Source organism: Oleiphilus sp. HI0080 (assembly GCF_001635135.1).
In genome coordinates, this window is sequence record NZ_LWFU01000240.1 from 1 (window position 1) to 664 (window position 664).

A 664-nucleotide genomic window follows, 5' to 3' on the forward strand; every position below is an offset into this window, starting at 1 on the left:
CGGTTGTTTTGTGAACTACTTTTCCAAGTGGTTGCAGAGTGAGAACGGGGTCTAGTTCTTTACTAAGTCCGCGTTAAATTTGCGCGGAAGTACTCGAGAATAGACTTCTAAGGGCGTTATTTATTCTCTAGTGCATCGCGTACGATACACACATGGCGTCGACTAACTTCAATTTTCTGTCCTTCGCTGAGAACCAGATAGTAGCCGCTTTCAGGGCTTTTCAACATTTTCTTAATGTGTCGTATGTTAACGAGTGTGCTGCGATGCGTGCGGATGAAAACATCTTCATACTGCTGTTCTAGTTCTTTAAGCGTTTGATTGCTTAGTGTTTCTCCGTTTTTATGTATAACGCTAAGATATTTGTGATCCGCTCTAAATAAAAGGATGTCTTGCAGGGGAAGTCGTTCTTGGCCATTCCAGGTGTTCGCGATGAAAGACTCTTCGTTCTGCTCTTCTTGATGTAANTCATCTAGGCTTTTTAGATGGGCCAGGCTAAGCTTTTTCGCCTGCTTCAAGGCGTGAGCGAGTTCTTCGTTTCTCACTGGTTTGAGCAAATAACCGACGGCGTTTGCCTGAAACGCTTTGAGGGCATATTCATCATATGCAGTGCAAAAAATAATGGCTGGTGGCGGTTCAAGGTCTGCGATGACCCTCGCAGCTTCGA

General features: G+C 44.6%; 1 protein-coding gene. It reads right to left on the reverse strand.

Translation table 11 applies throughout. The features are described 5' to 3' along the window. Window positions 1–116: 116 nt before the first annotated feature. A partial coding sequence (locus tag A3751_RS02590) for a LytTR family DNA-binding domain-containing protein (RefSeq protein ID WP_068451753.1) occupies window positions 117–664 on the reverse strand: 548 nt, incomplete at its 5' end.